Consider the following 24,154-nt stretch of genomic DNA (forward strand, 5'->3'; position numbering starts at 1 on the left):
ATGTCGTCGGCGGAGGCGGAAAACAGCGCCAAATCAAAGATTAACTCAACCTGAATAAACCATAATAATGATGTCTTATACTACTAAATCAATCGGTTATGGGGCTTTTCTGGCTGTAGCGTTAACACAGGTCATTGCCGCCTTCACGGACATGTGCAAATTTTGAAAGTGCAGCAAGGCAAAAAAATCAACACATGGAATCAGTGTCGTCATCAGTGCTTGCCTCAGCTGTCGCTGATGGACACAACTTGAAGGAGGATGTCTCTATGCTGTATTGGGCGCTAGTCTGTTTGATCGTCGCGATCATCGCAGGTGTGCTGGGCTTCGGCGGTATCGCAGGCACAGCAGCCGGCTTTGCCAAGATCCTGTTCTTTATCTTCCTGGTCCTACTGGTGATATCACTGGTCGCCAATGCGATGCGAGGCAAAGGACCCAAAGTCTAGCGTAGTTAGCTGGACTTCGTCCGACAAGGATGTGTAACCGGACACAGGAAGCACGGATGCTTCCTAAGCAAGTTTCGTAAACAGCAAACCGATCGCGATCGCAACGTGTCACATCAGAACCTTTCCAAGGATCGCGACACTCGCTGAGCACCACCCTATAAAACGGGTGAAACTGCACAATGGATTAAAAATATCAGGAGATGATCATGATTACCGAGCAGACATGGAAAATCGCACTTCGCTCCTTCTTCCTTGTCCTGGCAATCGGCGGCGGTCTGGCCGGCTGCAATACCATGGAAGGCGCTGGAGACGACATCGAAGCGGCCGGTGAGAACATAGAGGAAGAAGCTGAAGATTGATGCTTCGCTTCTAGAGTCTGACTCCTGGCTTTGGAGAACATGGCTTGAAGCCTGTCCGTAGCCAGGAGTCTATACTTAATTTCCCCGCCCCATCGCAGCCCCTCAAGTCTCTGTTCATTCTCCAACCGACAAATTGCTATAGCGCCAAATCGGCTCTTAAATCGTTAAGGCGACCGTTTAATCCACCTGATCTTTGTAATATTCAACACCTGACCATGGCGAATCCAGAATCGCTAAAGATCTTTCAGCTAGCATCGCTGAGCTTTTTCTTTTCAGGCGACAGGCTGGGTAGTTCGAGCTCAGAATGTAGAACTTGTTTCTTTTTTAGTAATGAAACTAACCGCTTACCATTAAAACCGCGCTCGATAGTTCTGAGGCAACAAATGCACGTGCTGTTCGATTGCCCCCGGCAAAATGAAGAACCTCGGAGAGTTGGTAAATTCGTAAACCCGGTACAGGCGGAACGCGTCTGAGAAATCGTTGGAAAATGCCCGCTCATTCTCGCTAATGAAAAACGGCAAATACTTACCTGAATTCGTCGCCTTCACTTCCAAGAAGCGCTCTTGATCGCCAGTCGCGTCAAAAGATCGAATATCGAAACCTAATCCGTCGCCATGCTTCTTACTAGACCACTCAACCTCCGCCGCCAAATCAGACCTACCTTGCGCAGTGAGCCTCTGCTTTTCCATGCGGAGCACAAATTCTTCAGCACGCTCCCCCAGCTGACGATTTCGGCGCTCCCTCTCCGAGAAGCCAATACGTTTCGCCAAGTAGCTGGGCCTACCCTCCGCGACATGAGGAATACACTCTGGCGGTTCAGGATCAAACACCGAATCCCAGTCAAGATCATAGTATTCCGGCTCATCGGCGACGTTATCAGCGACAACGGTCACGTCATCGATGATCTTTTGATGGCCGGCAAGATAAGACAGAACTACCTGCTTGAGTTGTTGCTGGTAGTTGAAAGCGGGTTTGTAGCCGGGAATATATGGAAGCTCCAACTCCAATAACACTGCACTGACGTTCTGGTGTTTGTATTCGATCGATCCCTCGGAGCGATTATTCAAACGCGGCTGCAGTGCCCTGCGGTGTGCTGCCTTACTGTAGGATGCGCCGACGAGGTGTTTCTCCAACATCGTCACGTAATCGTTGACCAGAAACTCACATTCCAACCAGTCCCAGCCGCCACGTTCAGTTTGAAGAAGGTCACGAATCGACTTCTCATCTAAGCTAGTCAAAAGAGCGGATCTCAAAAGCTCGCGGGCAATTTGGTTGCCCAGCAACTCGAATAGCTCATCATCCAGATACGCATGGTCGATATGCGTGTTAATGACACCAGGCGATGTTGCCGTTTTCAATTGCTCATATGAATCGTGCTGCCCGGGTCTAACTTTTAGGTGCCAAAACCCTTCGCTTCTGAGGTGGAAATACGGTAGGTGGGGATTGTTCCGATCTGAAGAGGACGCCAATTCTTGAAAACGTTGGGTGAAGTAGCTTTTTAGGTTGTCGTCAAAATAGAAACGGTTGTTCGTAACTTCACCCGACTCAACGAGATCGATAACCGCCTGCAGCATCGCGACTTTGTGAGGGCTCTTATTAGCACCACCACTGTTCACTCGAAGCGTCGAAAAGCGCTTCTCGTAATCAAGCAAACTCACCGGCCACTCCAGTAATCCGCTTTCTCCGGGATGACCCATCGTACGCCACCACGAGGATCTGGCTGATCACCCGCATACCTCGGAATTAAGTGACAGTGCATGTGCAAGACCGTCTGACCTGCAGCCGTTCCGCAGTTCATTCCAATATTGTAGCCATCCGGCTGGTAACGCTCCTCAAGCCACTGCTTGCCTTGCCCGACCAGCTCCATAATCGCTTGTTGTTCAGCAGTAGTAAGATCAAACCAGTCGTTGGCATGACGATTGGGAACGATCAGCAAGTGGCCTTTAGAAACTGGAAAGCCATCTAGACGGATATGAGCCAACGCATTGGACGGAATGGAGCCCTGGTCTGATGTTTCTGCGACCGCGCAAAATGGACAGCTCTGTTGCACGACACCTCCAAGATAATTTGCCGACTCGCCCTGAGTCACTTATCTGCCTTTGAAGGCACAATCCCGACGACTCGAACACGACCACGCCCAGCCAATATTATCGTTATTTCTGTTTCCCTTCGCTGTTGGAAATAAATCCGTCCCGGTTTTCTTGTCCGGTTTTCTTGTCAGGGCAAAATCGAAATGTACTAGATCTCGCAATTTAAAGGCCAACAACTGGTACCAAGTAGTTTCACTTTTACCCAATCATTACCGGCGCGCTACAACCTCTGACCTTTCGAGCTTCACGCAGGCTGACCGACAATTCGTATTCGAAAAGCTTAACACCCTGGACTCCGGAGCAGGCTAGCAACAAATCTGCTGATATATGTCGAGCGACAATGATGCCTCGAACCGATTGTCCGGGTTCCGCCTGGTTCTCTCGTATCCAGGCCATATAGCGTAGAAGCTGACCGACGACTCTGTCGTAACCTTTGGATACTTTTAGCTCTACGACAACGTAATTGCCTTCTGAGTCCGTAGCTAGAATATCGACAAACCGTCCACCTACCGGAAACTCAAGGCCATTGATCCCTTCGTCCTCGAAAAGCGTGAGCCCAGATTCTATGAGATGAAGATTCTTTGAGAGGTAATTCTGCAAGTCCTTTTCATACGCGAACTCGGGACTACCTTCCTCTGCCAGTTCTTGAACCTCTTCCTGCACTGCCTGATCGATATTATCTCCTGGATAAATCGGTGCCGGGTCGTTTTGGCTCTGATATAAACGAAAATGCTTTGGGTCCACCTGAAAGAACAGATCGTCCTCACCGGGCTTAGCCCCGTAATGAACCCGGCTCTTGGAGTTGACTGACATTCTGAGTAGGTGCGCAGCAACTGTTCCGTCTTTGATCTTTGGATATCGCTCGTTGAACCATGAGCGAACCCGATCTCGCGAAATTAAGGCATCTGGCTTTAGCTCAATATCATGTACCATGTCATGCATGAGTAAGCGCACTGGTTTGTCATAAAGTGATGCCATACGACCTCTCAGAATTTGATCTAAAGTGAAACTTCGAGAAGGTAAGTGTAGCGGCACCGAGCATAAAAAGTCGGACTTCTACTCCAAGATGCCCTGCCCCTTCGATGCCTCAATATCCACCGGCGGCACCCCCAGGTCCTGCCACTTCTCCGGGTGACAGGTCAACAGCAGTATCTGATGCCGGCTGGCCGCATCAAACAGGATGCGCTTCATATCTTCCAGGCGCTCGCTGTCACTGTGCACCAGTGTATCGTCCAGGATAACCAACGTTGGCCTTCCGGCTTCCCGCAGCAGATCGGCGTAGGCCAGACGGCTGATCAGGCCCATCTGTTCACGGGCGCCAAAGCTCAGCTCGGTGATCTGTCCCAGTTCGCTGCCCCGGCTGAAGGTGCCCGGCCGTAGCTGTTCGTCCACTTCCAGCGAGGCTTCCGGGAAGAGCACTGAGAGATAGTGATTGAGGTGTTTTTGCAGGGGCGCCTGCAGGCGGCGTGTCAGGGCCTGGCGTTTTTCCGTGAGCAGATTGAGCAGGAGGTCCAGCGCCTGGGCACGGCGGTGCAGTTCCTCGTAGCGCCGACTGCACTGGTCGAGTTCCGCCTCTTTCTCGTTAAGCTGTTCTTCCAGCCCTTCCGCGCCCCAGGCTTCCAGCCTGACTTTGATGTCACGCAGTTCTCGCCCCCGGTTCTCCTGGGTTTGGCGCAGCTGATTGACCGCGTTCTGGTAGCGTTCGATGTCCTGCTTAAGAAATTCCGGGCGGGCTTCGCGGATCTCCCGTTCGCGACGCTCAAGGCTGGCTTCCAGTTCGGCCTGCTGCTTTTCGAGGTTGGCCAGATCGGTGGTTATCTGGCGAAGTTGCTGCTGGCGTTCCGGGCTTTTTTCCTCGTCGGCAAGCCGCTGCCATTCCGTTTTGGCATTGTCTCGGGCTTGCTTCAGGGCCGACAGCCTGGACTGATGCGCTCGCTCATCGGATTCCGCTTTGTCCAGGGCGGCGCCGGACTGGTTAAACGCGGCCTCGGCTTCCTCCAGGGTGGGAACTGTTTCGTTCGAGTCCGGTTTCGGCGTGGATTCCAGTTGTTTCCTGGCTTTTTCCAGTTCGCTTTCAGCCTCGCTTTGCTCATAGACAAGTTGCTCGATGCCAGCTGGGGCCACGGTTTTGAACAGGTCTTCAGCGTGCTTTACGGCTCTTTCGGCGCTTTCGAAAGCAGAAAGACGATCCTCTGCCTGTTTCAACGATTCCACGCCAAGGGTCATCAGCTGTTCCGCCAGATTTTCCTCGAGCGCCTTGAGTTTCCTCCGCGTGCTGGCCAGTTCCTCCCCACCGGGTGTTATGCCGAGGGTACCTACTCCGGGAATAACCAGGGTCGATTCTTCCAGGAGCTGCTGTTCGCCCTGACCGACAAGCGGTTCGTTGTTCAGCGATAATAATGCGTCAGCGTCCAGCTGCCAGTTCAATCGGGTGGCGATGGTCTGTGAACGAATGGTTTCTTCGTTGAGCTGGCTGCCGGTCGCTCGAAGTTTTTTGACTAACTCTGACTCGATCCGGTTTTCCCTGGCCTGCTGCCTGGCTTGCTCTAACTGCTGTTGGTATTCCCTGGCTTTGGTGAGGTTCTGGCTGATTACTTGTTGTTGCTGTTCAAGCCGCCTCAGATCCTGCTCCAGCCGCTGCCGGGTTTGCAGCAAACCCGCGAGTTTCCGTTGCTTTTCCGCGTGCTCGTAGGCGGTTCTGGCTTCGGTTAAACGGCCTGTGACGGCCGGTGTTTGTGCTTGAGCCAGGTCGAGGTCGTGCTCAGCGCGATCCAGCACTGCCTTTCGGCTCTCCAACTGGCGACTGAGCCCTTCCAGATGTTCCTTGTTCTGCTGCAGAAGACGGTGGTTTTGCTGCTGCTGGGCAAACGTCGCCTTCTCCTGGTTTTGCTCCTGCTCCAGGCGCTCAACTTTTTGATAGCGCGCCCGGGCTTCTTCCAGATGGCGTTGAGCGTCTTCCCAGGGCCGTTCGGCTTCCGCCTGCTCATAGTCCCGGGCCAGCTTGCCAAGCCGGTCGACCTGTTCCTGGTATTTATGCACCCGCTCCTTCAGCTCTTCGATTTCAAGTTGATACTGGGTCCGGTCTTTTTCCAGTTTCAGGTAATCGCCCCGGGGCTTGCCGGTTCCGGTCAGCAGGGTGTCCCGCTGGCTGCGAACCGTCTCGATCAGGTCATCTCCCCCGGAACTGGCCACCTCGCCGACCATGGAATTCAGGGCGGACTTCAGATGATCTCCGGCGTGCTCTATGGCCTGCTCAATGTCCTGCCCGGTGCCCTGCTCGACCCACAACAGCCCCGGTATGCCCCAGTGTTCGGCCTTGCTGGCGCCGCGTTTCGGGTACTGGTAGCCCAACAGCTCGGCCAGCTTTTCTTCGGCGTCGTCTTCGCTGTAGGACTCGGTGCCGACAACCAGGTCGCATCGTTTGCGCTGCAGAAAGCTTTTGGTGAGCCGCCAAATGCAGTTGTCGTGCTCAAAATCCAGCTCAATGGTGGGCGCCGCTGCGGAGTCGCCCCACGGGCGCAGGTCGTCAACGGCCGTTGACCGATAGCGTTCGAAAAACGCGGCACGGATGGCACGTACCAGCGTGCTTTTACCGGACTCATTGGGCCCGTGAATCAGGTTGAGGCCGGACTGCAGGTTGTCCAGAACAAAGGATTTGCGGAACTGGCGCAGCTGTTCAATGCGCATTCGCTGCAGCTTCATTGCCCCGCCTCCTGTTCACGCTCTCGCAGCAACCCCGCCAGGATAGCCAGCGCATCCCGGGCGGTGTCATCCTGCGCGCCTTCTTGCCGGTCATGCAGGCTTTCAACCACTTCGCCCACGTAACCATCCGCCTTCAGAGCCGCGATGTCTTCTTCGGTCGGGGCAAGCTGGAGCCCGCTTCGCTCGCAGCGAAGGCTGCGGAATCGTGCTTCTGCGACCGACAACGCCTTCAATAGGGCTTCCTCGCCGGCCAGGGTTACCGAGCCCTCAAGTCGAAGGTCGACTACGGCGGATTCGGGCAGGTCGTTCAAACGTTCCAGCAACTGCTCAAGATCGGACTGTACCGCGAGGGTTTCCCGAAACTGGTGCCATTGATACCGCCCGGTTGGTAGTCGGGTTACTGAGGGAGTTGCGCCGGGCTCGGACACATCAACGATCAGGGCATTGCCTGCTTCGTTGTTACGAAACCGTTCCGGCTCGGGCGTGCCGCTGTACCAGGTGCGTTCGTCAATCTGTTTGGTACCGTGCCAATCGCCCAGGGCGAGGTAGTCGAGCCTGCTGGCTTCAGCACGCTTGGGCGCGATGGGGTTGGTGGAATCAATCTCGTCCGGCAACAGGCCCTGGATACTGCCATGGGCCAGACCGATTCTGGTGAAACCTTCCGGGGTCTCGTAACCGCTGAATGGCTCGGTCAGATCACCGTATGTGTGGCGCTGGGTCAGCGGCGCGCAGAGGATGCTGAGGCGCTCGGGTTCCAGATTAATAACGCCGGGCTGAAGCGCGAGATGTACATTCTCCGGTACCGCACCCAGGCGCTGGGCTCTCGTCCAGACACTCTCGGCGAGTGCGGCGTCGTGGTTACCCGGAAGCATGACCCAGGGACCGGCAAATGCTTTCGTGGCGTTGAATACCCGCCGGATAGTGCGGTCGGACACCGTTTGTGCGTCGAAGACGTCACCGGCTACCAGTACAGCATCGCAGTGATGCTCATTGGCCAGCTTTGCAAGCGTTTCAACGGCCTCGAACCGGGCCTCGACCAGGGCTGCACCGTCTTCCGTTTCGAAACGGGTAAACGCCCGGCCCATCTGCCAGTCTGCCGTATGCAAAAACTTTGGCATTTTATGTCCCTGAGAAATCTGGAAATTTTGCGTTATTCTAGACTACCCGCAAATACTTTACAGATGCGATGCGAGAAGCAAAGTCGTCAGAGTTTCAGGAAAGCAGCACAGCGTCGAATCAAGCGTCGACAGACGCAAGCACGTGACCGATTACTTGGGTGAAGTAAGTACATGTGGAAATAATGGAGGCGCGGGTCGGAATCGAACCGGCGTACACGGAGTTGCAGTCCGCTGCATAACCACTCTGCCACCGCGCCGGGGAAAGCCTTTGAAGGGGCTTCTGCTCTCAGGAGGCATTGAGAGACTTGGATTGTCATTTCCACCCGGCGGTACCGGAGAGAAATTGGAGCGGGAAACGAGATTCGAACTCGCGACCCCAACCTTGGCAAGGTTGTGCTCTACCAACTGAGCTATTCCCGCTCTTCAACTGGACCTGAAACTACAGTCCTGCTTCGGATCTTTCGGGCGTCCGATCGAGCACGCTCTTTTTTGTGCTCATCCCTGCCCTCGCTTTTTCAATCGGTGTGGTATCACCGATTGGCTCGGGCGTTCGCTGCGGTGCAGCTCACCCAACTGAGCTATTCCCGCTGAACACTTCTTACCGCCTGACTTAATACTACCGGTCAGTCAGCGCTGAAGTGGCGCATATATTAATGGATCACGCCGGGGTGTCAACCCTTTTTTAAAGTTACGCACACACCTAACCTATTGATTATTCTTTAAACAGTACTCAAAGACCTCTGTCTTTGGGAAAAAGATCCGGCCAGGCCGCCCTGAGGTACAGGAACATGGACCACAGGGTCAGGATGGCCGCTACATAAAGCAGGATCTCACCGATGATCGCCCCCGGCGTAGCCAGCGGGAAAGCCAGGAGCATGATGATCGATACCATCTGCGCCGTCGTCTTGATCTTGCCGATATAGGACACCGCCACACTGGCCCGCTTACCCATTTCGGCCATCCACTCCCGCAGTGCCGATATGACGATCTCGCGTCCGATGATGATCGTAGCCGGCACCGTCAGGATCATACTGTTGTGCTCTTCGATCAGCAGGGTCAGGGCCACGGCTACCATGAGCTTATCGGCTACCGGGTCCAGGAAGGCGCCAAATGGCGTGCCCTGGTTGAGTCTGCGGGCGAGGTAGCCGTCGAGCCAGTCAGTCGCTGCGGCCAGGGCAAAAATCGCAGCACTCACCAGGAAACGCCACTCGAACGGCAGATAGAAGACGATCACGAACACCGGGATCATCGCGATTCGGGAAAGCGTTAGTATGTTGGGTAAATTCATCCTGCCCTACTCGTTGTGAAGTGCTGCGTAGATGGACTCTGCCAGGTTGCGGCTAATGCCCTTGACCTTGGCGATCTCATCCACACCCGCCTTCCTGATTTCCTGGATACCGCCGAAGTAGCGAATCAGCTCGCGTCGACGCTTGGCACCGACGCCCTCGATGCCTTCCAGGGTCGACTGGCGGCGCTTCTTGTCTCGCCGCGCCCGGTGGCCGGTAATCGCGAAACGATGCGACTCGTCGCGGATATGCTGGATCAGGTGCAACGCCGGCGAGTCTGACGGCACCCGGAAAACGGCGTCGGTCAGTGCATCGATCAGTTGCTCCATGCCGGCCCGGCGCGTCACGCCCTTGGCCACCCCGATCAACGTGATATCGCTGATCCCCAGGGACTCGAATACATCCCGCGCAACGTTGAGCTGGCCCTTGCCACCATCGATGAAGACGAGATCCGGCCGCTTGCCCTCGCCATTCTTCAGCCGCGTGTAGCGCCGGGTCAGTACCTGGCGCATTGCCCCATAGTCGTCACCGGCGGTCACGCCTTCGATATTGTAGAGACGATAGTCGCTCTTGAGTGGGCCATTCTCATCGAAAACCACACAGGATGCGACGGTATTCTCCCCATGGCTATGGCTGATATCAAAGCATTCCATGCGCGAGGGGGTTTCCTTGAGCTCCAGCAAGTCGCGCAGTGCCAGCAGGCGGCGATAGACGGTCTCCTTGCTGGCAATGTGCGTCATCAACGTCTGCCGGGCATTGGTGGTGGCCAGATCTATCCAGCGGCGACGCTCGCCACGCACGTTCTTGCGGATACGCGTCTCGCGTCCCGCCGCTTCGGATAGCGCCGCGGAGAGCACATCCTGCTCGTCGATCTCGACCGGCACGAGCACTTCCCGCGGGTACTCCCGCTGGGTGTCTCCGCCGAAGTAGAACTGGCCGAGAAATGCGCTGAGCAGTTCACTCTCGGACTGCTCAATCGAGACGCGCGGGAAGTAGTCCTTGGTGCCCAGTACCCGCCCACCGCGTACCAGGATCACCACCACGCAGACGACACCTGCATCCTGAGCCAGGCCGATAACATCCGCATCGCCACCGCTGGCCTCGATGGACTGCTGCTCCTGAACGTGGCGCAGGTGGTTGATCTGGTCCCGGTAGGCCGCGGCCTTTTCGAACTCGAGGGACTGACTGGCCTTCTCCATCGCCTGCATCAGGTCGTCCAGTATGGCCGGATTCTTTCCCTCCAGGAACATGGTGGCGTGGCGGATATCGTCGGCGTACTCCTCCGGCGAAATATACTCGACACAGGGTGCCGTGCATCGGTTGATCTGGTACTGCAGACAAGGTCGCGTACGATTATTGAAAAAGCTGTTACTACAGTTTCTTATGCGGAAGATCTTCTGTAATACGTTAAGACTTTCCCGAACGGCGCCGGAACTGGGGAACGGTCCGTACCAACTGCCCTTCCCTTTGCGGGTCCGGCCACGGCGGAACGTCAGCGATGGATACTTATCGTCGCTGGACAGGTAGATATAGGGGTAGGATTTGTCGTCCCGCAGCAGGATGTTGTACGGCGGACGCAGGGATTTGATCAGGTTCTGTTCGAGCAGCAGCGCTTCGGTCTCGCTGCCGGTCACCGTCACTTCAACATGATTGATGCGACTGACCAGCGCTTCGGTCTTCGGAGACAGGCCGCTCTTGCGGAAATAGCTGCTGACGCGGTTCTTGAGGTTCCGCGCCTTACCGACGTACAAAACCTCACCGCCCGCATCCAGCATCCGGTAGACGCCGGGTCGTTCGGTGAGCCTTTTGAGGAAGCTTTTGCTATCGAATTCGGTCGCCTGTTCAGACTTTGTCGGCATCAAGCAACCCGAGTCTGACGGCCATCAGGGCAAGCTCGACGTCACTGGAGATGTCCAGTTTTTCAAAGATACGGTAACGATAGCTGTTCACCGTTTTCGGGCTGAGACAGAGCTTGTCCGAAATGTCCTGAACTTTCTGGCAGTCGACCACCATCATGGCAATCTGTAGCTCGCGCTCCGAGAGCTTGTCGAAGATCGACATCTTGTCGTCTTCGGCGGTGTCGCCGCCAAGCTGCTTGAGCGCCATCTTCTGGGCGATCTCCGGACTGATATAGCGCTGGCCGGTATGGGCCATACGGATCGCCCGGACCATCTCCTTGATGTCGGCACTCTTGGTGATATAGGCGGAAGCACCCGCCTGCATGACCCGTGTGGGATACGGATCGTCAGCACAAGCGGTGACAACGATGACGCGAATAGAGTCGTCAATGCGCAGGATACGACGCGTGGCTTCGAGACCACCGATACCCGGCATGCGAATATCCATCAGTACGATATCCGGCGCGTCCGATCGAACAACGTCAACGGCTTCTTCACCCGAAGCCGCCTGCCCGATGACTTCAATATCCGTATTGTCGGCCAGCATCCGCGTGATGCCTGATCGAACCAGCTCGTGGTCGTCAACAACCAGGACCCTGATCAAAATCCACCCCGCACTTTTATTAGCACTATTGAAGCACGTATTAGCACTGTTGAAACACGTGAAGAGCGACGCTTCGACTTCCTTGCCTGACGCCGGGAAATGGGAACCTCTGATTCCCAAGCAATTGTAGCGTCTAAGTTTCGCACGCGGTACCCGTTTTAGGTAAATAAACGCAAACCTGGGTTACGGCTTCGGACCAAGCCCCGCGCTGTTTTCAACCGGATTGAACCAGACCACAAGGTCGCCATTCTTGACCGCGGTCATCACCCGACGTTTCTCATCAAGGGGTGATTCGGTGTCGTTGACCCCGTGATAGCGCGTGCAGTATTCCTCAACCAGACCCTCGAGCTGATCTTCGGTCAGGAGGTCCGTGTCCACAATGAACGGCTCTTGGCGAGGATCTGCCTCGGGCTGGTTTTCGGTCTCATCGGTCATCGGCTCTCTCCACTCGGCGGCCAGCAATCCTGACCAGTACAGATAGCGGCGCACTGTACCTTACCTGACGGTGATTGTTGATCTATCATGCGCGGCTTTTACGATTGTTTATGGAGACCGGCTTGAACAACCGTGCTGTTGTCCAACTCACCCTGCCCATCATGTTCGGCTATATTCCGCTGGGCATGGCCTTTGGCGTGCTGTTCGTCACCCAGTTGGATTATCCCTGGTGGGGCGCGACGCTGATGTCGCTGACTGTCTTTGCCGGTGCTGCCCAGTTACTGTCCGTCGGCCTGCTTGCCGCTGGTGCCGGTTTGTTGGAAGTGTTCGTGGCGATGTTTGTCATCAACGCCCGTCACCTTTTCTATGGACTGTCACTACTGGGCCGGTTCCGAGGCGCTGGCTGGCGCAAGCTTTACCTGATTTTCGGACTGACGGATGAAACCTATTCGCTGCTCACCAGCCGCCCCCGCTCCGAAGACCTTAGCCAGGAACAGAAGAACGATTTCCGCATCACGCTATTCAACCAGGGATACTGGGTTATCGGTTCCACCCTCGGCGCCTGGCTGGGCCGCGCGGTGCAGTTCGACAGTACCGGCATTGAGTTCGCGCTGGTCGCACTGTTCATCGTTTTGACAATCGAGCAGTACAAGGCACTGGGCCAATCCCTGCCCATCTGGATCGGCGCAGCCGCCGCCGGCCTTTGCCTGGCCGTTCTTCCTGAAGACCAGCAATTGATTGGCGCGGTAATCCTCACCACAGCCACCCTGCTGGTGAGCTATCGTTTCCACAAACGCGGCGTCGCCGGCATGGAGCAGCCTCATGGATAGTCTGGTTTATCTCCTGGCGTTCACCGCCGTTGCCACGGCGGCGACATTTGCCACACGGGTAATACCGTTCGTTTTCCTGTCGCGGCACAGCGACCATCCGTTGATCCTGCACCTTGGCCGCTATTTGCCTGCGGCGGTGATGTCATTGCTGGTGGTGATCTTCCTGCTCCGGTCCGGCCACTGGAGTGCGCCGGTATTTGGAGCGGATGCGCTGGTACCGAGTCTTGTTGTGGTCGCCCTGCACCTCTGGCGGCGGAATGCGCTGCTTTCGATTATCGCGGGGACGGCGTGTTATATGGCGATTCAGCAGTTTTGAAGACGACCGCGCGGGCGACGTCTTTAAATGTAGCGGACGCTTCAGCTTCCGAGCCGTCCGAAGGGCGGCCACACCTGAGGTACTTGGCGGGGCCCTGCCGGGCCCTCCGAAGCTAAAGAGGGGGCTGCAAAAGTATCCGTATCTCAAAAGTACCGGCATAAACTCCCTCTCCCCTCGCGGGAGAGGGCCGGGGAGTGTGCAAACCGGCAACATAGGTAACACCTCAAGCCGGGAACATGGGTTACACAAGTTACGGTATGGGCAAGGAGGACGCGCCCATGCCCTGGAAAGAGACTTGTGTAATGGATCTGAAGATGCAGTTGATCGCGGCCTGGCTGCAGGGCGGGCACGGTGTAAGCGATCTGGCCCGCGGCTACGGCATTAGCCGCAAGACGGCTTACAAGTGGATCAGGCGCTACCAGGAGGAAGGTGCCGGTGGGCTGCAGGAGCGCTCCCGAGCGCCGCACTATTGCCCACATGCAGTGACGGAGGACGTGGCTGAACAGATTGTGGCGATCAAGAAAGTCCATCCCAGCTTTGGCCCCAAGAAGGTTCTGGACCGCTTGCGTGAGCTAGAACCGGCGATGGCATTGCCGGCAGACAGCACGGCCGGTGAGATACTCAAAGCGGCGGGTCTGGTCAAGAAACGGCGCTACAAGCGGCCGTACCCGGCCGACCCGCAACCGTTTGAACTGGGTGATCGCAATAATGCGCTGTGGAGTGTGGACTACAAGGGGCAGTACCGGACGGCCGGCGGGCGCTGGTGTTATCCGCTCACGGTAACCGACAATGCCAGCCGTTATGTCTTGGGCTGTCATGGCGTGAGCGCAACAGACTACGTCCAGGCGAAGCCGATTATGGAATGGGTTTTCCATGAGTACGGTCTGCCGGAGGGGATCTTGTCCGACAACGGGGCGCCCTTCGCCAGTCGCTCAGCAGGAGGTCTGACGCGACTGTCGAAATGGTGGGTCGAGCTGGGCATTGGGGTGCATCGTAGCAAGCCGGGAACGCCCACACAGAATGCCCGTCACGAGCGCATGCACGGTTCACTGAATCGAGCAGTGGGTGGACGGATGCGCGGGACAAGCTTGATGCAGCAACAGACCACGCTGCAGGCATTCCGTGAGGAGTTTAACGAACAACGCAGCCATGAGGCGCTGGGCAGGCAAACACCGGCCAGCGTGTATCAGCCCTCAAGGCGTCGGTACTCGCCCGTGCTGCGCCCGATTGAATATAACGTGGACCAGGCGGTTCGCAACGTTCGTCACAACGGCGAAATCAAGTGGCAGGGCCATCTGATCTACATCAGCGGGCTGTTAGCCAGACATCGCGTAGGCCTGCAAGAGGTGGAGAATGACCGGGTCGAGGTGCGATACAGCACCCATCTGCTCGGTCATATTAACCTCAAAACCGCGCGATTGGAGCCCGCATGCGAGTGGCATGCGGGGGAATAGGTGTAACCCATGTTGCCGGTTCAAAGTGTTACCTATGTTCCGGTTGCACAGAGAGGGGGTAGCGCCGTCAGGCGCTCATCGTTGCCAGAGCCGACTTCTAGCGAGGCTTTGCCTCGCCCCCTCTCTCCAAACCTCTCTCCCGCCAGGGGAGAGAGGCTTCAAGCCGCAAGGCTTTTGCAACACCCTCTAAAGCATCGGCTACATTAATTCCAAAACGACTCGTGAACCTTCGCCGCTTCATCTTCCATTAACGGCCCGATCACCTCAACCTTCCGCTGTCCGGCCTCGAATACCGTTCGACACGGTAAGTCCAGCGTCGGATTCTCCGGATGATTGCCGGTAATGGCTTTCAGCCGCTTTTCGCTCACTCCATAGACTACGCGCCCCAAGCCCGCCCAATAAGCTGCACCTGAGCACATCGCACAGGGTTCGGCGGAGACGTACATGGTGCAGTCGGCCATGAAATCCGGCCGGTAAGTCTTGCTGGCCCGGGTCATCAAAACCCGCTCGGCGTGACCCGTCATGTCCTTGTCCGGGAGATAGGCGTTGACCTGCTCCATCAGGACGTGGCCTTCGCTGTCTACGAGAATAGCCGCGAAGGGATGGATACCCTGCTCGGCCACGGAATCTGCCAGCTCGATGGCAATCTTGAGGAATTCGAGGTCTTTTTCGTTATGACTCACTTTAAATTTCAATCCTATCTTTATGAATTTTCGAGCTTCACGACTTCTTCTTGGGAAGACTCCAGGCAAAGAAAATCTGTTGGGTCCATTGCACGGACTTGAACAGCAGCAGGCTTATCACCGCCAGGAAGAACAGCCCGGCGAAAGCCTGGGGAATCTTGAAGAAGGATGTGGAGAACTGGATGAAGTATCCGAGGCCCTCTTCGGCAGCAACGAATTCGGCCACCACGGCTCCGATAATGGCCAATGTGATCGCCACTTTCAGGCCGCTGAAGATATGGGGGATCGCGTAAGGAATCCGGATCTGCCAGGTTTCCCGGCGAATCGGTGCGTCCAGCGAACGGCTCAGCTCGATCAGCTCCGCGGGGGTCTCGTTGATACCCGTGGCGGTAGAGACGACAAGCGGGAAGAACGTAAGCAGGCAGGTAATCAGTACCCGGGACGGGTCGTCGGAACCCATCAGCACGATAATGAGCGGCGCCACAGCCACCACTGGCGTGGACTGGATAACGACCAGCAGCGGATAGAGCGTACGCTGTAGCAATTCCGAGCGCATCATGGCGATGGCAATCGGTATGCTGATCAAGATCGAGATGAAGAAGCCCATCAGCGCCACTCGCAGCGTCGCCCAGAGGTGCTGCATCCAACGACTGAACTCCACATCCACGAAGGCCTGTGCAATGGCGGAGGGCGCCGGCAAGACGAAGGTTGGCAAGTCCGCAACCCGACAAACTAGCTCCCAGAGCGCGATCAGCCCCACAAAGAAGACCCACGGCGCCGCCTGCATCAGGCGCCGGCGAAGCCTCGGGTCAGACGACTGCTTCGGGTTCATAGATATGCTTCCTTATCCGGTCGGCCAGTTGTCCAAAGCGGGGGTGGTTGATGGTTTCGGCAGTACGCGGACGCTCGAGGTCGACGTCGATAAGGTCCAGGACGGTGCCCGGACGCTTGCTCATCACCAGTACCCGGTCCGCCAGCAGTACTGCTTCGGAAATCGAATGGGTGATGAAAAGCACCGTCTTGGGCTGCTCGTCCCAGATCTTCAGCAGATCGAAGCCGATTTGCTCGCGGGTCATGGCATCCAGCGCTGAGAAGGGTTCATCCATCAGCAGGATGTCCGGGTTCAGCAACAGCGCCCGGACGATACCGACCCGCTGCTGCATACCACCGGAGAGTTCATCCGGCATCTTGTCGCCAAACGCCTCAAGATCGGCAATGGCCAACAGCTCCTCGGCCCGCTTTTCGTCGGCCCTGCTGTAGCGGCCATACTTGTGTTTCAGCGGGAACAGGATGTTCTTGCGCACGTTCAGCCAGGGCAGCAATGTGGGCTTCTGGAAAACGATACCAACGTCGTCCCGCGGCCCATCGACGGGTTTGCCGAACACACTGACCTCACCATGGCTGGGCACCAGCAGACCCGATACCATGCGTAGCAACGTCGATTTGCCGCAGCCCGAGGGACCCACCACCGCCACGAATTCGTGACGATGGATTTCCAGGTTGATGTCCTGCACCGCCATCGGGGCGTCCGGCGACGGGTCGTAACGGTGCCCGACATCGGCCATCCTGACGAATGCGCGCTCCACTTGCGGGTTCATATCACTTGGACTCCGGGATAAAGCCACGCTTGACGGCGGTTTCCGGATCAAGTGCATCCTCGGGAAGCTCGTTCGCCTCGGAGACATAGGCCCAGGTCTTCTTGATGCGTTCGGGGGTGAAAACACCGACGCCGTCTTTTTCGGTGACGTCGTTGAAGATCAACTCCATCGTGTCGCGGATCTGACCGGCGGCGACGTCGGGATCCACCTCCGGCACCATGGCATGGAGATGCTCGCCGGCCTTTTCAGGGTTGTCCCGGGTAAACGCCACCGCCTTGGCAAAGGCTTTCAGGAAACGCCTGGCGACCTCAGGCCGCTCTTCAAGGAACTTGTCCGCCGCCACGATGGAGGAGCTGTAGAGTTCGAGGCCCGCTTCGGACCAGGGCAGCACACGGATGTCCTTGCCTGCTTCGGCGGCCTGGCTCTTGAACAGGGCCACGTTGGTGACCCATGCGATAATCGCATCGGTGTTACCGGTAATCAGCATCGGCCCGAGCGCGCCGGGGTCGGACTTGGTGAGCGTTACGGCGTCCGCTGGCATGTCATTCTCCTTGAGCACCAGCGGCAGGAATGCATTGGAAGACGTAAACGGGGATGTGGCGACGCGCTTGCCCTCGATATCCGTAATGGTCTCGATGTCGCTATCCGCCAGCGTGAAGAACGCATGCGGCGCCTGGGTGAACAGCGCATAGACCGCGCTGACCGGCACGTCGTCCTGCGCCCTGGCGGCCATCAATGCACCGATGTCCGCACTACCGATATCGGACTGACCCGTGGCCATCTTGGTCACCGCATCGGTGGAACCCCGGCCGCTGGCTATGGACACTTCGATATCCTCATCCGTGAAATAGCCTTCCTGAATTCCCACATAAACCGGCGCCTTGTCCCCACCGGGCAGCCAGTCGAGCTGGTAAACCACCTTGTCGGCCGCAGTGGCCATGCCGGTTCCAACCAGGTTTCCAGCCAGTGTAGCGGCCATCAGAAGGGCCCGTGACGTTCTGCTTATCATGTCTACTCTCTCCAACGTTTCCAGGATATGGGTATCGTTATTGGTTCACCGGCGATACGGCTGATTCTTGGTTTTTTGCGAGTCCCTGCCCTGCCCGATTGCGCTCGAGGCGGGCCTGGCGACGATCGGCCAGCCCCACCAGCACGATCGCCGAGGCAATAAGAAGGAATCCGGTGATATCGGTGGCCAACGGCGTTTCGCCAAGGATCCAGACCGAAGCCATGATCCCGACGGCCGGTACGGCAGCCGAACTCAACGACAGGCTGACTGCGGGCAGCGAACGCATCGCACCCACCTGGGCCGCCACACAAAGGCCCGACGCAATCGCGCCGCTGAACAGCACGTTCCAGACAAACCCCGGACTCCACTGAATGGCGGAGAAATCCTCAAAGGCCAAGGCGAACGGGGTTAATGCAGCAAGGGAGGTGCCGATCTGCCAGGGAATCAGCGACAGCACATCCCCTTTCCACGTATGGCGGCGCACATGAATCAGGCCGGAGGTCCAGACAAGCGTGGCGCAGACGATAATGCCGATACCCAGGAGTACGTCGTGGTCGCTCCAGCTCAGGGACATCGGATTGATGATGGTGATGAGCCCGGTGAGCCCCAGGCCAACGCCGATGGCTTTGGGCAGTGTCAACCGTTCACCCAGGAAGATCGCAGCGGCCGGCACTACCCAGATCGGCGTGGTATAGGCGAGTATCACCGCTCGGCCAGCCGGCAGGTACTGCAACCCGAGCGTGACCAGCGTGATAAAGCCCATGTTTTGCAGGATGCCCACGGAGAACACCACCGGCCAGTCCTGACGGTGAGGGAGCCGGAGATTGCCCATAAGGAAGGCGATAATGAACATCGTGCCCATACCCAGGGACATGCGCAGCATGGTGTATATCAGCGGCGGACTATGGGCCAGACCCAGTTTCAGCACCGGGAAATTGAAGCCCCAGCCCAACGCCGTGCATGCCAATAACAGGTAGCCCATTCCCCAGCTGTAGGAGGGCTGTCCCGATGCGCTCGACGACGCGGTGATACGGCGTGGGTTTGGCATATGGCTCCAACCGGCATATCTTATGGGTACTGCAGGCCTGGCAAGATCGACCCAGCTTGAGCTTGCTCATTCCTGCCCGTCCGGCCAGCATTCTGTTTCAGGCTAAACCGTGCAATCGCGGCTCCTTTCGTACAAAGCCTCAATTACTTGACCAGTCATTCAATATTTTGCAAATGCAATCCCGGTGCCAGTTATTTAGGCGGTAAAAGCCTCGGCCGGCGTGCTTGACCACACGCGTACGCACTGCTTTGAAACATATCCAGGAAGAACTGCACCGTTAACGAGCCATTCTTTCCTGGCTCGCTTCTGCGCCTTCCCGGGGATGCTTCCAGGAAAGCCTGTCCGCCCGGTCAGGAATGGCATGGTTTCTGAATGGCCAGCGGAAACATCAACCTGCATTCCCGACTCTTGGAGGCTGTATGTCATTGCTTCGCTCGGCACCCCCGCCGGTTTCCAATAGCGTGCCGGTTATCGACCTGCACCCCGCCAGGGATGAACAGCTTGGGTATGCGTTGCGCCAAGCCTGCCTTGATACCGGTTTCTTCTATATCGCCCACCACGGTATCGACGAGGCCCTGATCGAGCGCGTGTTCGAGGCGTCAAAGGCGTTCTTCGACCAGCCCCTGGAACGGAAGAAACAGGTCGACAAGGCCAAATCGCCGGCGAATCGCGGTTACGAATTCCTGAAAGGTCAGACGTTGGAGGCAGGCGCGCCTCCGGATCTTAAGGAAGGTTTCTACATTGGTGAGGAGCTTAGCGCGGACGACCCACGGGTCCGTGGCGGTGAATTCAATGCCGGCGCCAATCAATGGCCCGAGGACGTACCCGGGTTTCGGGAGACGATGAACGAATACTTCGCCGCCATGTTAGGGCTGAGCAAACGCATCATGCGCGGGCTCGCCCTGTCCCTGGATCTACCGGAGGGCTATTTCGACGAATTCTGTCGCGAACCTCTGGCAACCCTGCGACTGCTGCATTACCCGCAACAGCCGGAAAAGCCAGCGCCCGGCGAAAAAGGCTGTGGAGCCCATACGGATTTCGGCGGCATAACCATTTTGCTGCTTGACGACAATCCCGGCTTGCAGGTGTGGGATATCCGAAGCGAGCGGTGGATGGACGTGGACCCGATACCCGGCACCTTCGTCGTCAACCTCGGCGACATGGTGGCCCGCTGGACCAACGATCGATACCGGTCGACCCTGCACCGGGTGGTGAACACCTCCGGCAATGAACGCTATTCGGTGCCTTTCTTCTTCAGCGGCCAGTTGCAACACGAAGTGCACTGTCTGCCCAATTGCCTCAATGCGGGCGAAACACCGAAATATCCGCCGACGACCGTGGGCGATCACATGCGTGAAATGTATCGGAGAACCTATGCCTGAGCGCCTGCCAACAGTGGTGCTAATCCATGGTGCCTGGGCCGGCAGTTGGGGGTGGGCCAAACTGCAACCCTTGCTCGATTCGCACGGCCTGCGCAGCATCGCGATTGACCTTCCCGGTAACGGGACCACGCCGGCTGCACCGGGCGAGGCGTCGCTAACCGGCTACGTGGAGTACGTGGTACAGGAAATCGAGGCCATCGACGACGACGTGGTGCTGGTCGCCCATTCCGGAGGCGGTGTCACGGCGACGCAGGTTGGCGAAACGATTCCGGAGCGAATCAAAGGCATCGTTTATATCGCCGGTATGATGCTGCCAAGCGGAATCGGGTTCGGCCATGTATGCAGGACAATGATCGATACATATCCAGAAGCAGCGGGTATCGGACCTCATCTCGTATGGTCGGACGACCAGCGCTCCAGTCGTGTACCCCCCGACGCGGCGCGCCGGATATTTCTCCAGGATCTGCCGGAAATGGAAGCCCGGCAAGCCGCCCTGAAACTATCCGCCCAGCCGGAGGCTGGCCGCGCGATGGTGCCGCATTGGACCGAGGCACGATTTGGACAGCTCCCCCGGCTTTACATCGAGGCGACCGAAGACCGCTCCGTGATCCTTGAGGTTCAGCGGCAAATGCAGGCGCTCGTCCCAGGTGCACGAAAAGCCACGCTCAATACCGGGCACTTCCCACAGGTCGCAGCACCTGAACAGTTATTGGCCGCCCTACTCCCCTTTATCCGGGACGTCGCCTGAACGAACCGATTGCACGGACACCAGGGCGTTGTCACGTTTGAGAAGGTAGATATCCATGATCCACCCGTGCTGACGGCGCAGCTCCGCACGACGCTCCAGGATACGATCGGCCACATCCGCTAACCGGCCCTCGATCAGGCATTGCTTATCCATGCCGAGATAGGCCCCCCACCAGATATAGACATCCTCCGATGAGATAACCGTAAACGCACCGCCGCCATCCAGCATCACCGCTACGGCGTTCACACCTCCGGGCCAGCCGTCCTCCCGCAGACGGCGTCCAGTCGTGATCTGGACCGGTTCAGCCAACGAGTTGAGCGGGATACGGTGTTCGGCAGTCAGCACCTGAAGACTGGTGATCCCCGGCACCACCGTGAGGTTGATTGACCTACCAGAGCTCTGCAACCGGCCGGCAATACGCAGGCTGCTGTCGTACAGGGAGGGATCGCCCCAGATCATAAGGGCGACACGGCCGCTCCCGGACAAATGGCGGTCGATTAACTCGCCCCAAACGGCTGAGATCGCGTCATGCCAATCATCGACGGTGGCCAGGTAGTCGTCGCGTCTGTCACGCACGGGTAGATCGAACTCGACGACATTAACCGGCGCCTCCGGTTCGAGTAGGGACTGGCACAGCATCCGTCGCAGGTCCACCAGGTCAGCCTTCGCCTCACCTTTACGGGGAAGGAGGATCAGGTCGGCCTCGTTCAAGGCACGGACCGCAGCGAGGGTGACCTGGTCCGGGTTGCCGGTGCCGATACCGATCAGTGAGAGCTCGATCACGACTCGCCCCCCGAGGTGTCGGCAAATGGCGACGCGGCGGACTGGGGGCGGAAGCGGCGATCGTAGTCGAAGGAATAGAGGCGACTCTCCTCGAAGTCGTCCGACGCCAGGGCCGGTCCGACAAGAATCAGCGCGGTGCGATTCATGCCCGCGTCCATCGCCGATTCGATATCCGCCAACCGTCCGCGAATCACACGTTCGTCGGGCCAGCTGGCTCGCCAGACCACAGCCACTGGACAATCGGCGCCATAATGAGGCGTGAGATCGGCGACGACCTGGGCCAGGTTATGGATCGACAGATGAATGGCGAGGGTCGCCCCGGTACGTGCAAAATTCGCCAGGGACTCGCCAACGGGCATCGCGCTGGCCCGCCCGGGCGTGCGGGTTAACACCACCGACTGGGCCACACCGGGCAGGGTCAGCTCGTTGCCCAGGGTGGCGGCTGCCGCGGCGAAGGACGGGACGCCCGGCGTAATCGTAAAGGGAATCGATAGCTGACGCAGCCGTCGCAATTGCTCTCCCATCGCCGACCACACTGAAACGTCGCCCGAATGCAGGCGGGCGACGTCCTTACCTTCGCGATGGGCCTGATGGATTTCCGCGATGATATCGTCGAGAGCCATCGGTGCCGTGTTGACGATCCTCGCGCCCTCGGGACAATGGCTCAGCACTTCCTCCGGCACGAGTGAACCCGCATAGAGACACACCGGACACGCGGCGATCAGGTCACGGCCCCGCAGCGTCAGCAAGTCCGGTGCTCCGGGACCGGCGCCAATAAAATGTACTGTCATAGCCAGGGAACCTCAGCGACTTCCGCCACCGCGCAGGTGGCCATCCTGTCTTTGGAAACCATTCGCGGTCCGAGTAGTCGAGCGTCGCGGCCTGCCCCGGCCAATGCGACGGCTTCGGCAAAGCTGCCAGTGCCTTTCTCCCGAAGGCTGGCTTCCGATTGGGTCATCGTCGAGATCTCCTTGAAAACGCCCTCGTCGACAAGCTTCACTTGCAGGTTCCGCCTTAGGCCCAACGCTTCCACGGCTCCCCTCTTTCGGGAACCCGCCACGAGGCAATCGATATCGCCATGCGCCTCAACCGCCAACGCGAGCGCCTCAGCGAGCGAATCCACACGGGCACCTTTTCGGTATCCAAAGCCGGCCACCTTCATCGGGTAATCCGCCACTGCACAATCGGGTAGCTGGCCTTCCAGCCACGGCGTCGACCAATGGGTCGCGCGTCGGCCAGCTCAATCCGGCCCAGGTCGCCGCCCTTCAGCACATGCCATTGGGCCAGCAGCGCTTCGGATTCCAGGGTCACGGCATTGGCGACGATCCGGACGCCCTTCGGTAAACGATCCCACAGGGTGTCGAGCAGTTCAGCCGTCAGCCCGCCACCTATAAAGACCGCGTCCGGTAGCGGTTGACCTTCGAGGGCTTCAGGAACGGCGCCTTCGATGATCTCCAGCCAGTCCACGCCCAACGCCGAGGCATTCCGCCTTGCCCGGGCAGCGCGTTCGGACGACCTCTCAAAGCCGATGGCGCTGTTTTCCGCGTGGGTCAGCAGCCATTCAATGGCAATCGAGCCCGAGCCGGAGCCGATATCCCAGAGCCGCTCGCCTGCCTTTGGGGCCAGTGCGGCCAGGGTCATAGCGCGCACCCGTTGCTTGGTAATCTGGCCGTCGTGTTCAAAGAATTCATCCGGTAATCCGGGCGCCAGAGGCATCGCGGGCCCATTGCCATCGACTTCCAGCCCGACCGCAACGGGATGTTCGATATCAACAGGAAGCATCTGATCCGTCGTTATACTTCGAACCCTTTCCCGCTCTCCCCCCAGGGCTTCGAGAATATGGAGCGTCGAAGCCGAGAACCCACAGCGGGTAAGCAGAGCGGACAACTCAGCAACGGCGTCGCCATCTCGAAGCAAGACGATCAAACGCTGCCCCGACTGAAGAGCAGGACGAATCCTGGTCAGAGGCGCGGCATGCAGGCCGAGACAGCGGGTGCGCTCCAGCCCCCAACCCAGGCGGGCAGCCGCCAGGCTGAACGTGGATGGCGACGGATGCGAGAGCCACTCACCGGCCGATAGATGACGAGCCAGGACGGTACCCGCACCGAACCAGAACGGATCGCCGGACACCAACATCACCACCTGCCGACCGCGTTCGGCAAGGAGTTCGGGAACACCATCGGCGAACGGTACCGGCCATTCGCGCACTTCGGCCTGGAGGCTGGGCAGCACACGGAGGTGGCGCGCGGCTCCAAACACAATCTCGGCTCGCTCCAGCGCGGCTTTGCTTGCCGGCGTCAGACCGTTTATGCCACTCTCCCCCCAGCCTAAAATCGTCAGCCAGGGGGCGTCCGCTACGTCAGCCATC

The 24,154-nt window shown here is 58.0% G+C and carries 25 protein-coding genes and 2 tRNA genes; 7 read left to right on the forward strand and 20 right to left on the reverse strand.

The window, feature by feature from the left end; all coding sequences use genetic code 11:
• The first annotated feature begins 266 nt into the window (after positions 1-266).
• Both RE428_RS12480 and RE428_RS12485 read left to right on the forward strand, forming a co-directional pair.
• On the forward strand, positions 267-443 hold the full coding sequence (locus RE428_RS12480) for a DUF1328 domain-containing protein (RefSeq protein ID WP_004582350.1): 177 nt from the start codon (positions 267-269) through the stop codon (positions 441-443).
• 206 nt (positions 444-649) lie between these two features.
• The gene (locus tag RE428_RS12485; RefSeq protein ID WP_004582351.1) at positions 650-802 is read left to right on the forward strand and encodes an entericidin A/B family lipoprotein; all 153 of its coding nucleotides are present in this window, start codon (positions 650-652) and stop codon (positions 800-802) included.
• Positions 803-1,152: 350 nt separating this feature from the next.
• On the opposite strand, the gene RE428_RS12490 is transcribed toward RE428_RS12485, so the two are convergent.
• The 11 genes from RE428_RS12490 to RE428_RS12540 form a co-directional block, all read right to left on the reverse strand.
• A complete protein-coding gene (locus RE428_RS12490; protein WP_040882688.1) occupies positions 1,153-2,460 on the reverse strand; it encodes a protein NO VEIN domain-containing protein in 1,308 nt (435 codons plus the stop codon).
• Entirely contained in the window at positions 2,457-2,852 is a 396-nt protein-coding gene (locus RE428_RS12495) for an HIT family protein (RefSeq protein WP_004582353.1), read from the reverse strand. The genes RE428_RS12490 and RE428_RS12495 overlap by 4 nt, the downstream gene beginning before the upstream one ends.
• A gap of 238 nt (positions 2,853-3,090) precedes the next feature.
• Positions 3,091-3,870, reverse strand: coding sequence for an endonuclease NucS domain-containing protein (locus tag RE428_RS12500; RefSeq protein ID WP_004582354.1), 780 nt, complete (start codon positions 3,868-3,870; stop codon positions 3,091-3,093).
• Positions 3,871-3,948: 78 nt separating this feature from the next.
• Positions 3,949-6,594, reverse strand: coding sequence for an AAA family ATPase (locus tag RE428_RS12505; RefSeq protein WP_004582355.1), 2,646 nt, complete (start codon positions 6,592-6,594; stop codon positions 3,949-3,951).
• Complete coding sequence (locus RE428_RS12510) at positions 6,591-7,712, reverse strand: metallophosphoesterase family protein (protein WP_004582356.1); 1,122 nt, start codon at positions 7,710-7,712, stop codon at positions 6,591-6,593. The genes RE428_RS12505 and RE428_RS12510 overlap by 4 nt, the downstream gene beginning before the upstream one ends.
• Before the next feature lie 183 nt (positions 7,713-7,895).
• Positions 7,896-7,969, reverse strand: a tRNA-Cys gene (locus tag RE428_RS12515).
• Between the two features lie 87 nt (positions 7,970-8,056).
• A tRNA-Gly gene (locus tag RE428_RS12520) sits at positions 8,057-8,132 on the reverse strand.
• Positions 8,133-8,442: 310 nt separating this feature from the next.
• Complete coding sequence (gene pgsA, locus RE428_RS12525; RefSeq protein WP_004582357.1) at positions 8,443-9,000, reverse strand: CDP-diacylglycerol--glycerol-3-phosphate 3-phosphatidyltransferase; 558 nt, start codon at positions 8,998-9,000, stop codon at positions 8,443-8,445.
• Positions 9,001-9,006: 6 nt separating this feature from the next.
• Positions 9,007-10,857: an excinuclease ABC subunit UvrC gene (gene uvrC / locus RE428_RS12530; protein WP_004582358.1), complete on the reverse strand. Its 1,851-nt coding sequence runs from the start codon at positions 10,855-10,857 to the stop codon at positions 9,007-9,009.
• Entirely contained in the window at positions 10,841-11,500 is a 660-nt protein-coding gene (gene uvrY, locus RE428_RS12535) for a UvrY/SirA/GacA family response regulator transcription factor (protein ID WP_004582359.1), read from the reverse strand. Before uvrY ends, uvrC begins: the two co-directional genes overlap by 17 nt.
• Positions 11,501-11,683: 183 nt before the next feature.
• Positions 11,684-11,935 (reverse strand): hypothetical protein, encoded by a 252-nt coding sequence (locus RE428_RS12540; protein WP_004582360.1) that lies wholly within the window; start codon positions 11,933-11,935, stop codon positions 11,684-11,686.
• A gap of 110 nt (positions 11,936-12,045) precedes the next feature.
• Here RE428_RS12540 and RE428_RS12545 point away from each other — a divergent pair, with 110 nt between their 5' ends.
• The 3 genes from RE428_RS12545 to RE428_RS12555 all read left to right on the forward strand — a co-directional run bounded on the left by RE428_RS12545 (position 12,046) and on the right by RE428_RS12555 (position 14,535).
• Complete coding sequence (locus RE428_RS12545) at positions 12,046-12,765, forward strand: AzlC family ABC transporter permease (RefSeq protein ID WP_040882691.1); 720 nt, start codon at positions 12,046-12,048, stop codon at positions 12,763-12,765.
• Positions 12,758-13,081, forward strand: coding sequence for a branched-chain amino acid transporter permease (locus RE428_RS12550; RefSeq protein ID WP_004582362.1), 324 nt, complete (start codon positions 12,758-12,760; stop codon positions 13,079-13,081). The genes RE428_RS12545 and RE428_RS12550 overlap by 8 nt, the downstream gene beginning before the upstream one ends.
• Before the next feature lie 236 nt (positions 13,082-13,317).
• On the forward strand, positions 13,318-14,535 hold the full coding sequence (locus tag RE428_RS12555) for an integrase core domain-containing protein (protein WP_227500176.1): 1,218 nt from the start codon (positions 13,318-13,320) through the stop codon (positions 14,533-14,535).
• 203 nt (positions 14,536-14,738) lie between these two features.
• On the opposite strand, the gene RE428_RS12560 is transcribed toward RE428_RS12555, so the two are convergent.
• Genes RE428_RS12560 through RE428_RS12580 form a run of 5 tightly spaced genes read right to left on the reverse strand, consistent with a single transcriptional unit; the run spans position 14,739 to position 18,873 of the window.
• Complete coding sequence (locus tag RE428_RS12560; protein ID WP_004582363.1) at positions 14,739-15,218, reverse strand: nucleoside deaminase; 480 nt, start codon at positions 15,216-15,218, stop codon at positions 14,739-14,741.
• 37 nt (positions 15,219-15,255) lie between these two features.
• Positions 15,256-16,050 (reverse strand): ABC transporter permease, encoded by a 795-nt coding sequence (locus tag RE428_RS12565; protein WP_004582364.1) that lies wholly within the window; start codon positions 16,048-16,050, stop codon positions 15,256-15,258.
• A complete protein-coding gene (locus RE428_RS12570; RefSeq protein ID WP_004582365.1) occupies positions 16,028-16,816 on the reverse strand; it encodes an ABC transporter ATP-binding protein in 789 nt (262 codons plus the stop codon). Before RE428_RS12570 ends, RE428_RS12565 begins: the two co-directional genes overlap by 23 nt.
• 1 nt (position 16,817) lies before the next feature.
• A complete protein-coding gene (locus tag RE428_RS12575; protein ID WP_205624620.1) occupies positions 16,818-17,825 on the reverse strand; it encodes an ABC transporter substrate-binding protein in 1,008 nt (335 codons plus the stop codon).
• 37 nt (positions 17,826-17,862) lie between these two features.
• Positions 17,863-18,873, reverse strand: a complete 1,011-nt coding sequence (locus RE428_RS12580; protein ID WP_081614624.1) for a DMT family transporter — start codon at positions 18,871-18,873, stop codon at positions 17,863-17,865.
• A gap of 419 nt (positions 18,874-19,292) precedes the next feature.
• Here RE428_RS12580 and RE428_RS12585 point away from each other — a divergent pair, with 419 nt between their 5' ends.
• Both RE428_RS12585 and RE428_RS12590 read left to right on the forward strand, forming a co-directional pair.
• Positions 19,293-20,255, forward strand: coding sequence for an isopenicillin N synthase family dioxygenase (locus RE428_RS12585; RefSeq protein WP_004582368.1), 963 nt, complete (start codon positions 19,293-19,295; stop codon positions 20,253-20,255).
• The gene (locus tag RE428_RS12590) at positions 20,248-21,003 is read left to right on the forward strand and encodes an alpha/beta fold hydrolase (RefSeq protein WP_004582369.1); all 756 of its coding nucleotides are present in this window, start codon (positions 20,248-20,250) and stop codon (positions 21,001-21,003) included. The genes RE428_RS12585 and RE428_RS12590 overlap by 8 nt, the downstream gene beginning before the upstream one ends.
• Here the strand turns inward: RE428_RS12590 and cobF are convergent.
• From cobF to RE428_RS12610, 4 genes are read right to left on the reverse strand one after another with little or no spacing between them, the layout of a single operon-like run.
• Positions 20,974-21,786: a precorrin-6A synthase (deacetylating) gene (gene cobF, locus RE428_RS12595; RefSeq protein WP_004582370.1), complete on the reverse strand. Its 813-nt coding sequence runs from the start codon at positions 21,784-21,786 to the stop codon at positions 20,974-20,976. The two genes, RE428_RS12590 and cobF, sit on opposite strands and share 30 nt — an antisense overlap.
• The gene (gene cobM, locus RE428_RS12600; protein ID WP_004582371.1) at positions 21,783-22,577 is read right to left on the reverse strand and encodes a precorrin-4 C(11)-methyltransferase; all 795 of its coding nucleotides are present in this window, start codon (positions 22,575-22,577) and stop codon (positions 21,783-21,785) included. The genes cobF and cobM overlap by 4 nt, the downstream gene beginning before the upstream one ends.
• The gene (locus tag RE428_RS12605; protein ID WP_004582372.1) at positions 22,574-22,948 is read right to left on the reverse strand and encodes a cobalamin biosynthesis protein; all 375 of its coding nucleotides are present in this window, start codon (positions 22,946-22,948) and stop codon (positions 22,574-22,576) included. Before RE428_RS12605 ends, cobM begins: the two co-directional genes overlap by 4 nt.
• A complete protein-coding gene (locus RE428_RS12610; protein ID WP_040882692.1) occupies positions 22,945-24,153 on the reverse strand; it encodes a bifunctional cobalt-precorrin-7 (C(5))-methyltransferase/cobalt-precorrin-6B (C(15))-methyltransferase in 1,209 nt (402 codons plus the stop codon). Before RE428_RS12610 ends, RE428_RS12605 begins: the two co-directional genes overlap by 4 nt.
• Position 24,154: the final 1 nt, after the last annotated feature.

Origin of the sequence: Marinobacter nanhaiticus D15-8W (genome assembly GCF_036511935.1) — a bacterium.
Classification (GTDB): Bacteria; Pseudomonadota; Gammaproteobacteria; order Pseudomonadales; family Oleiphilaceae; genus Marinobacter_A; species Marinobacter_A nanhaiticus.

Coding starts and splice junctions, on each gene's coding strand:
- RE428_RS12565 (WP_004582364.1), bottom strand. CDS start 16,050: ATGAACCCGAAGCAGTCGTCTGACCCGAGGCTTCGCCGGCGCCTGATG.
- uvrC (WP_004582358.1), bottom strand. CDS start 10,857: ATGCCGACAAAGTCTGAACAGGCGACCGAATTCGATAGCAAAAGCTTC.
- cobM (WP_004582371.1), bottom strand. CDS start 22,577: ATGACAGTACATTTTATTGGCGCCGGTCCCGGAGCACCGGACTTGCTG.
- RE428_RS12570 (WP_004582365.1), bottom strand. CDS start 16,816: ATGAACCCGCAAGTGGAGCGCGCATTCGTCAGGATGGCCGATGTCGGG.
- RE428_RS12585 (WP_004582368.1), top strand. CDS start 19,293: ATGTCATTGCTTCGCTCGGCACCCCCGCCGGTTTCCAATAGCGTGCCG.
- RE428_RS12485 (WP_004582351.1), top strand. CDS start 650: ATGATTACCGAGCAGACATGGAAAATCGCACTTCGCTCCTTCTTCCTT.
- RE428_RS12610 (WP_040882692.1), bottom strand. CDS start 24,153: ATGGCTGACGTAGCGGACGCCCCCTGGCTGACGATTTTAGGCTGGGGG.
- RE428_RS12505 (WP_004582355.1), bottom strand. CDS start 6,594: ATGAAGCTGCAGCGAATGCGCATTGAACAGCTGCGCCAGTTCCGCAAA.
- RE428_RS12575 (WP_205624620.1), bottom strand. CDS start 17,825: ATGATAAGCAGAACGTCACGGGCCCTTCTGATGGCCGCTACACTGGCT.
- RE428_RS12545 (WP_040882691.1), top strand. CDS start 12,046: ATGGAGACCGGCTTGAACAACCGTGCTGTTGTCCAACTCACCCTGCCC.
- RE428_RS12555 (WP_227500176.1), top strand. CDS start 13,318: ATGGGTTACACAAGTTACGGTATGGGCAAGGAGGACGCGCCCATGCCC.
- RE428_RS12605 (WP_004582372.1), bottom strand. CDS start 22,948: ATGAAGGTGGCCGGCTTTGGATACCGAAAAGGTGCCCGTGTGGATTCG.
- RE428_RS12580 (WP_081614624.1), bottom strand. CDS start 18,873: ATGCCAAACCCACGCCGTATCACCGCGTCGTCGAGCGCATCGGGACAG.
- RE428_RS12480 (WP_004582350.1), top strand. CDS start 267: ATGCTGTATTGGGCGCTAGTCTGTTTGATCGTCGCGATCATCGCAGGT.
- RE428_RS12540 (WP_004582360.1), bottom strand. CDS start 11,935: ATGACCGATGAGACCGAAAACCAGCCCGAGGCAGATCCTCGCCAAGAG.
- RE428_RS12550 (WP_004582362.1), top strand. CDS start 12,758: ATGGATAGTCTGGTTTATCTCCTGGCGTTCACCGCCGTTGCCACGGCG.
- pgsA (WP_004582357.1), bottom strand. CDS start 9,000: ATGAATTTACCCAACATACTAACGCTTTCCCGAATCGCGATGATCCCG.
- RE428_RS12590 (WP_004582369.1), top strand. CDS start 20,248: ATGCCTGAGCGCCTGCCAACAGTGGTGCTAATCCATGGTGCCTGGGCC.
- RE428_RS12500 (WP_004582354.1), bottom strand. CDS start 3,870: ATGGCATCACTTTATGACAAACCAGTGCGCTTACTCATGCATGACATG.
- RE428_RS12510 (WP_004582356.1), bottom strand. CDS start 7,712: ATGCCAAAGTTTTTGCATACGGCAGACTGGCAGATGGGCCGGGCGTTT.